Origin of the sequence: Nitrosomonas sp. Nm132 (assembly GCF_900100485.1) — a bacterium.
Classification (GTDB): Bacteria; Pseudomonadota; Gammaproteobacteria; order Burkholderiales; family Nitrosomonadaceae; genus Nitrosomonas.
On the sequence record NZ_FNDH01000033.1, the window covers coordinates 24,268 to 31,853 of the forward strand.

The window sequence follows — 7,586 nt, forward strand, 5'->3', positions numbered from 1 at the left end:
AAGCATATCCGTAAGAAAGTATTTTTCTGTAATCCAGTCATTCCGTCTATGCCAGCTCGAGGATTCGATGCGCTTTCTCAAGCATGGTTGCCCGAGGGGAAATAATCAGAGTGGTTCGGTTTCTTATTAGGTTATCAAGTGCATCATCTACCAAAGCGCAATGAGTATTGAACACGGCCGTGGTTTCATCAATGATGACAATCGCTGGATTTTTAAGTAATGCTCGGGCGATCAAGATACATTGGCGCTGATTCTCCGAGAGCTCAATATCTTTTGTGTCAATTCTGGTTTGCAGTCCATAAGGCATTCCACGCGCAAATTTCGTAACATGGCAAGTGCGTGCAACTTTTATAATGCTGGCCTCCGTCGCGCAGCGCGTTGTGCCATATGCGATATTGGCTGCGATGGTATCGTTTAGAAGCTTAGTATCTGGCGTTAACCATGCAATGTTTGCCCGCAAGTCAGTTAGTTTTATCGTGGCAATGTCGATATCATCCAGCAATATCCTCCCCTCTGACGGGTGAATGAAACGTGCAATGAGATCAATCAACGTTCTTTCCTGACGACCATCGCTGGAGCTTGCCAACGCAACGATTTCACCAGGCTGTATAGTCAATGTGAGGCTGAAGAGGAGAGGACAGGTTTGTGAATAGTTATAAACACTGACCTCTTCAAACCGAAGCTGACCGCGTGTGCGGGCTATCTCGACGCTGCCTGAATCTGATTCGTTTTGCTGCGTGAGGAGTGAATCGATATGGTGGATCACTTGAAACCTGTTTTGTAAAGATAATTGCATGTTCAGTAAACGTCTTATAGGAACAACAAGCATCAGTGCCGCTATGATCAGAGCTCCTGTATCTCCGGCCGTTATCATGTGAAGATTGAGCTGCTGCTTAAACAGGAAAAAGAATGCCGCCAGGAGGGTAGTAATAATAATGAGGGCAATAGTTCTACTGAATGTTTTGATGACTGCTTGCTTGAGGATAAGGTTTCTTTGGTGCTCAATTGAATTGCAAAAATGCTGGCTTTCTTGTGACTGACTGCCATCGAGTTTGATCGATTTGATGTGCTTGATCAACGTTAGGGAGAGCAGAGGAGAGCCCATTGATGGGTGAGGTGTTCTTTGATTTGAATCATTTACTTGAGAGACAAATTGGATGATTGAGCCGATAGCCAGCATGATTAAAAGCTCCATGAGCGAGAATTCCCAATTTACGCAGAGCATCACTATCAATAATCCGATAACTATGAATATCTCTTTTACTAGAATGGCCAATATTTGAGCGATGCCATCGGTAACCTGGTCGATATTTGAAAAGAAATAAGCGTTTAACTTATCTGAATCATGCTGCTCAGGATAGGAAACCGGCAGTGCCAAGAGTTTCTCAAACAGTGTTTCTTGAAGATCCATTCCGACTTTTCCGCTTATCCAATTAATTGCGTAACTACTAGAAAAGCTTGCGATGCTACGTATAATTAATAAGCCGAGTATTGTCAGTAGAGCAAACTGAAATCCTTCTAAGTCGTTTTTGCTATTCAGAACGCTATCGAGTAGTTGTTTGATGAGTAATGGTAATAGGGATGTGGTCAGTGCAATGGCGATCAGACTGCTGATAGCAAAAGCGAACATTGTCCAGTAGGGAGCAATCCATGTCATCAGGCGACGGAACAATTGTATTTCGGTCATAGCCAGTTTATCTAAATATCAATATACAATTGATGCATCTCGCAGAAGAAAAGATGACAAAAAAATCATGCACGTTCATAAGTACGAGAAATATCATTGGTAAATTTATATATTCCGTTTGAATGAGGTTTGATTTAAATGATTGATAGAAGCATTCAAATTTAATGCAAAAAATAAAATGATGAAAATTACTCCAATACATCCAGTTAATCAGACACAGGCCGCTGCTTGCCGAAGAAAAGGCATCATTTTAGCGGGTGGATCTGGTACACGGCTATATCCCGTTACTCAGGTGATTTCCAAGCAGCTACTACCGGTTTTTGATAAACCGATGATCTATTATCCACTGAGCACACTGATGCTGGCGGGTATTCGAGATATCCTCATCGTTTCTACACCGCAGGATACGCCGCTTTTTAAACACTTGCTGGGAAGTGGTGAGCACTGGGGACTGAATTTATCTTATGCTGTCCAACCATCGCCCGATGGATTGGCGCAGGCTTTTATCATTGGCGAATCATTTATTGCCAATGATAATTCCGCGTTGATTCTGGGGGATAATATTTTTTATGGGCATGATTTCCAGGATTTGCTCGATAACGCTATGATACGTGATCAAGGCGCGAGTGTTTTTGCCTATCATGTCAATGATCCTGAACGTTATGGTGTGGTTGAATTTGATGAAAAGGGTCGTGCGGTTGATCTGGAGGAAAAGCCCAGGCAGCCTAAATCAAATTATGCTGTGACTGGATTGTATTTTTATGATCAGCAGGTGGTTGATTTTGCAAAGAGCCTTAAGCCTTCAGCACGGAATGAGCTGGAAATTACTGATCTCAACCGGCTTTATCTGGCACAAAATAGTCTCAATGTTGAAATTATGGGACGTGGCTATGCATGGCTCGATACGGGTACCTTTGAATCATTGCTGGATGCGAGTAAGTTTGTGGCAACGATAGAACACCGGCAAGGGCTTAAAGTGGCCTGTCCAGAAGAAATTGCTTATCGAAAGGGGTGGATTGATGCTGTTCAATTGGAGAAGCTGGCGCATCTGCTAAATAAAAATAGTTATGGTCAGTATTTGATGCAGATACTCAAGCATGCTTACATTGATGGTGCCTGTAATAAGGAGAAGCCTGATTGAATATGAAAGTGACCCAATTGGCGATACCTGATGTGTATCTTATCGAACCACGAGTATTCAGTGATGGACGAGGTTTTTTCTATGAAAGCTATAATCAGCGACAATTCAACGCTTTGATCGGTAGAAACGTCACATTTGTGCAAAGCAATCATTCAAGTTCCATGAAACATGTTTTGCGCGGATTGCATTATCAAATCAAGCAGTCTCAAGGTAAATTGGTGCGCGTAATTGCCGGTGAAGTATTTGATGTGGCAGTAGATCTTCGTAAACCCTCTCCCACGTTTGGGCAATGGATAGGAGAAATTCTCAGCGCAGAAAACAAGAAACAGCTCTGGATTCCCGAAGGATTTGCCCATGGTTTTGTCGTACTCTCAGCTTTCGCAGAATTTCTTTATCAAACAACTGATTACTGGGCACCTGAGCATGAGCGCTGTATTCTCTGGGACGATCCGGTATTGAACATTCATTGGCCAATCGATGAGGAGCCGGTGTTATCGACGAAAGATGCGCAAGGAAAACCTTTTTACGAGGCAGAGACTTACGACTAATCAATCAGCCAGTGCTTTTGATCAAGATAGCGCTGTCAAATAATCAATGGTCAGGTCTAAATCTCTCTATTTCTGTAATGCCTGTGGTGGCCAAACCTTGAAGTGGCAGGGCCAATGCCCGCACTGCCGGGAATGGAATACACTTGTGGAAGCGGTTGCTGAGAAAACGGGTTACACGAGTTTCGATAAAAATAGCTTTCGTCTTATTCCTGCAACCATGCTTAGTCAGGTGCACAATTTAAATGAGATTGAAACGCAGGAATTCCCCCGTTATTCGACAGGCATGATCGAATTTGATCGGGTGTTGGGGGGGGGGCTAGTGCGGGGGGGGGTCGTTCTGCTTGGAGGCGATCCGGGTATTGGTAAATCCACGTTATTATTGCAGGCGCTATCAGCCATGTCGGCCAAGCATCAGGTATTGTATGTTAGCGGTGAGGAATCGGCACAGCAAGTTGCGATGCGGGCTAAACGTTTGGCACTGGATGTGACAGCAATCAAACTATTGACCGAGATTCAGCTGGAAAACATTCAAACGATGCTTGCTGAGCATCAACCCGAAGTAGCAGTGATTGATTCGATCCAGACAATTTATGCGGAGACACTGCAATCTGCGCCAGGATCAGTCGCTCAAGTTCGCGAATGCGCTGCTCAGTTGACACGATTAGCCAAGGCTCAAGGAGTCTGCATGATTCTGATTGGCCATGTTACCAAGGAAGGTGCGCTCGCTGGGCCACGTGTGCTCGAACATATGGTGGATACCGTGCTGTACTTTGAAGGGGATACTCACTCCAGCTTTCGCTTGATTCGGGCATTCAAGAACCGCTTTGGCGCCGTCAACGAGTTAGGTGTTTTCGCGATGACTGAGAAAGGTCTGCGTGAAGTAAGCAATCCCTCGGCTTTGTTTCTTTCCCATCACGATGAGCAAGTGCCCGGTGCTTGTGTGATGGTGACACAAGAGGGGACGCGCCCATTATTGGTGGAGATCCAAGCGTTGGTGGATGAGGCGCATGCGCCTAATCCAAGGCGATTAAGTGTAGGACTGGAGCAAAACCGCCTAGCGATGCTGCTGGCGGTGTTGCATCGACACGCAGGCATTCCCTGCTTTGATCAGGATGTGTTTATCAATGCGGTTGGGGGTGTCAAAATAACCGAGCCGGGAGCGGATTTGGCTGTTGTGCTTGCGATTGTTTCTTCGCTGAAAAATAAGCCACTGCCTGAAAAAATAGTGGTGTTTGGTGAAATCGGCTTGGCAGGAGAGGTGCGCCCTGTCCAGCGTGGTCAGGAGAGATTGAAAGAAGCGGCTAAATTAGGTTTTGTCAAAGCGATTATCCCTAAAGCCAACCAACCCAAGCAGGCTATCCCTGGTCTGGAGATTATCGCGGTGCGGCGTGTTGAAGAAGCGGTGGCTCAATTGCGTTAAAGAAGGACCAATGCGCACTTTTGTGACTGATATTGAAAACTATGAAGGTGAGATTTTATATGCTGATGATGCTTTTCATCATTGCGTTAGTGGTGGCTGCAATCTTGCCATCCGTTCCTCAGCCTCTTTCATATCATGAGCTTATCGATCAGCGTTCATTTCTGGGTGTACCTAATTTTCTCAATGTTGCTTCAAATCTGATTTTTTTGTTGGTTGGGATAGTAGGTTTAGTGTTTCTTAGGCGGGTGAGGATGCTGCCCTCACAAAAAACTTTTACTGTATTGGCAGAATGCTGGCCATACCTGATCGTGTTTCTAAGTGCCATCATGGTGAGTGTGGGGTCAGCTTATTATCATTGGGGGCCAGAAAACAGTGCGTTATTTTGGGATCGATTACCGATAGCGACGGGAGTAATGGGCCTATTAGCGGCAACCGTGACCGAGCGTATTGACATCAGACAAGGATTGCAATGGTTGCCGGTGCTGGTCATGATTGGGATGGCGAGTGTAGTTTATTGGTACTGGAGTGAACAGCAAGGTGCTGGGAACCTGAATTTTTATATTGTAGTGCAGTTTTTCTCGATACTATTGATCGTTTTACTGGTAATTTTATTTCCCTCTCGCTATACGCGTGGAGTAGATATTTATATGGTTATTTTTCTGTATGGTCTGGCTAAGCTCGCGGAAAGGTTGGACAAGGAGATTTATCATTTTGGCCAGATTGTGAGTGGCCATACGCTTAAACATCTTCTTGCTGCCTTGGCTATTTACTGGATTTTGCGTATGTTAAAAAAACGAAGATTGCTAGAGAGATTTGATCAAGCAGATCAAAAAGAAAGGTAATCGATATTTGAAGTAGAAAAAATGAAATACCTGAATTTATTGTAAAGTAAACAGAGGGTAATTGAATGTTGTGCTACGGCAGCAACCTGCCGTAGCTGTTTGCTCAGTCTTCCCTTTTTACAAGATTATGCTTGTGGAATTGCATTAGTTGCCCGGCTCAGCATGGATACCTACATTGAATTGACTTGGACGCTTAAAGGAGGAGCGCTTCCTGTTATCGTTGGGGGTTGCCCGATCAAATTTATGAGGATGGCTTTTATTTGAATCAGCATAGTTAAATGAATTTCTTTCATTCGATGCCCAAGAACGATTACGTTTATGAGCAACATGGGGAGTCCTTTGGGCTTTTCCATCATTTTGCCCAATTCGATGTTTGAATTTTGGCTCCATACCCGGAATGACAGAGGGTGTAAAGCGCTGTCCCGTAAAACGTTCGATTCTTTTTAGGCTAATGCTATCTTTTCCAGAGGCAAAGGAGACAGCAATGCCGGATGCGCCGGCGCGGCCTGTTCGCCCGATACGATGCACATAGTCTTCGGCAAATTTTGGTAAATCAAAATTAATAACGTGAGTAATATCAGCAACATCGATTCCTCTTGCCGCAACATCGGTAGCAACCAGGATACGAAGCCTGCCGTTCCGCAATTTAGTCAGCGTGCGAGTGCGTTCACGCTGACTCATGTCGCCATGAAGTGCACTAGCCTCATGTCCTTGCGCTGCAAGATCGTCAGCTAAATCGTCTGCGTCACGTTTGGTTGCGGTAAAAACGATGGCTTGCTTAAGTGATTGATCGCGGAGTAAATGATCGAGCAATCTATTTTTATGAGAGAGATCATCTACATAATGAAGTCTCTGCTCGATATTTTCGAGCTTGGTACGATGCGAAGCTACCTGAATACGTTTAGGGGATTTCAATAATCGCGCTGCAATCTTGTCTATCGTCGAGTCAAGTGTGGCAGAAAATAATAAAGTCTGACGACTTGATGGTGTAGCTGAGGCAATACTTTCGACATCTTGGACGAATCCCATGTCAAGCATACGATCTGCTTCGTCTAATACCAGCATTTCCAGACGTGAGAAATCAATGCGTCCCCGCTGAATGTGATCAATTAGGCGGCCAGGTGTTGCAACCAAGATATCGACTGGTTGAGATAATAATTTGTTTTGCAATACATAAGACATTCCACCCAGAATACTGACGACTTTGATGCGAGTCAGGTATTTGCCATACTTGCTTGCGGCATCGGAAACTTGTAAAGCAAGTTCGCGAGTAGGCGTTAATACCAGTATGCGTGGCCCACGGCCGTTTACTTTTGTAGGGGTAGCTAGGCGATTAAGTGCGGGTAACATGAAGGCAGCAGTTTTGCCCGTGCCCGTTTGGGCCGAAGCCATGACATCATGGCCCTGAATTAATTCTGGAATGGCTTGTTGTTGGATAGGTGTAGGTGTAGTGTAACCTAAGTCATTAATTGCTTTGATAATAGCGGGATGTAAATTTAAATCTTCAAAAGACACGTTGTTTTCCTGATGTGTATAAGTAAAAAATACGCGAGCAGGGATTGAGACCAAGAACTCATAGGCTACCAATACCGCTGGCGCAGAAATAAAACATCGCAGCTAACCAGTGGTATTACGCAATTTCCAGACTAAACAGAGGGAAAATTGAAAGGAGGTCAGAAACGATGGAATCTAAAAAGATGGTTACTATTTGAATAGACCGTGTAGTATACAGGAATTATCGATTGTGTCGAGTTTTTTATTGGCGGACCATAATACAACGTGAGTTCGACGTAACAACAGACCCCCTGATCCCGACGATTTTAAGATGACCCCAATTTAAAGATCAGACGAAGTCCAGATCGAGGAAAGAAGGTTTCAGTAGCATTGAGCTCCTCGCAAAGCTTAGCGATGACCTCATCAGTATGTGCGCGTGCGCTGTGGTGCAAAC

General features: G+C 44.6%; 6 protein-coding genes. 4 read left to right on the forward strand and 2 right to left on the reverse strand.

Going from position 1 to position 7,586, the window contains the following annotated elements; translation table 11 throughout:
* Positions 1-46: 46 nt before the first annotated feature.
* Positions 47-1,687: an ABC transporter transmembrane domain-containing protein gene (locus BLP80_RS11030; RefSeq protein WP_090543213.1), complete on the reverse strand. Its 1,641-nt coding sequence runs from the start codon at positions 1,685-1,687 to the stop codon at positions 47-49.
* Between the two features lie 178 nt (positions 1,688-1,865).
* Here BLP80_RS11030 and rfbA point away from each other — a divergent pair, with 178 nt between their 5' ends.
* From rfbA to BLP80_RS11050, 4 genes are read left to right on the forward strand one after another with little or no spacing between them, the layout of a single operon-like run.
* On the forward strand, positions 1,866-2,828 hold the full coding sequence (gene rfbA, locus BLP80_RS11035) for a glucose-1-phosphate thymidylyltransferase RfbA (RefSeq protein ID WP_256325059.1): 963 nt from the start codon (positions 1,866-1,868) through the stop codon (positions 2,826-2,828).
* Between the two features lie 2 nt (positions 2,829-2,830).
* Positions 2,831-3,376, forward strand: coding sequence for a dTDP-4-dehydrorhamnose 3,5-epimerase (gene rfbC / locus BLP80_RS11040; protein WP_090543215.1), 546 nt, complete (start codon positions 2,831-2,833; stop codon positions 3,374-3,376).
* A gap of 46 nt (positions 3,377-3,422) precedes the next feature.
* Entirely contained in the window at positions 3,423-4,796 is a 1,374-nt protein-coding gene (gene radA, locus BLP80_RS11045) for a DNA repair protein RadA (protein WP_090543217.1), read from the forward strand.
* Positions 4,797-4,855: 59 nt separating this feature from the next.
* A complete protein-coding gene (locus tag BLP80_RS11050) occupies positions 4,856-5,638 on the forward strand; it encodes an alkaline phytoceramidase (RefSeq protein WP_256325060.1) in 783 nt (260 codons plus the stop codon).
* 144 nt (positions 5,639-5,782) lie between these two features.
* On the opposite strand, the gene BLP80_RS11055 is transcribed toward BLP80_RS11050, so the two are convergent.
* Complete coding sequence (locus BLP80_RS11055) at positions 5,783-7,153, reverse strand: DEAD/DEAH box helicase (RefSeq protein ID WP_090543221.1); 1,371 nt, start codon at positions 7,151-7,153, stop codon at positions 5,783-5,785.
* Between the last annotated feature and the right edge of the window lie 433 nt (positions 7,154-7,586).

What these genes read in the sequence shown, in the direction of transcription:
- BLP80_RS11030 (WP_090543213.1), bottom strand. Translation starts at nt 1,687, where the DNA reads ATGACCGAAATACAATTGTTCCGTCGCCTGATGACATGGATTGCTCCC.
- rfbA (WP_256325059.1), top strand. Translation starts at nt 1,866, where the DNA reads ATGATGAAAATTACTCCAATACATCCAGTTAATCAGACACAGGCCGCT.
- rfbC (WP_090543215.1), top strand. Translation starts at nt 2,831, where the DNA reads ATGAAAGTGACCCAATTGGCGATACCTGATGTGTATCTTATCGAACCA.
- BLP80_RS11050 (WP_256325060.1), top strand. Translation starts at nt 4,856, where the DNA reads ATGCTGATGATGCTTTTCATCATTGCGTTAGTGGTGGCTGCAATCTTG.
- radA (WP_090543217.1), top strand. Translation starts at nt 3,423, where the DNA reads ATGGTCAGGTCTAAATCTCTCTATTTCTGTAATGCCTGTGGTGGCCAA.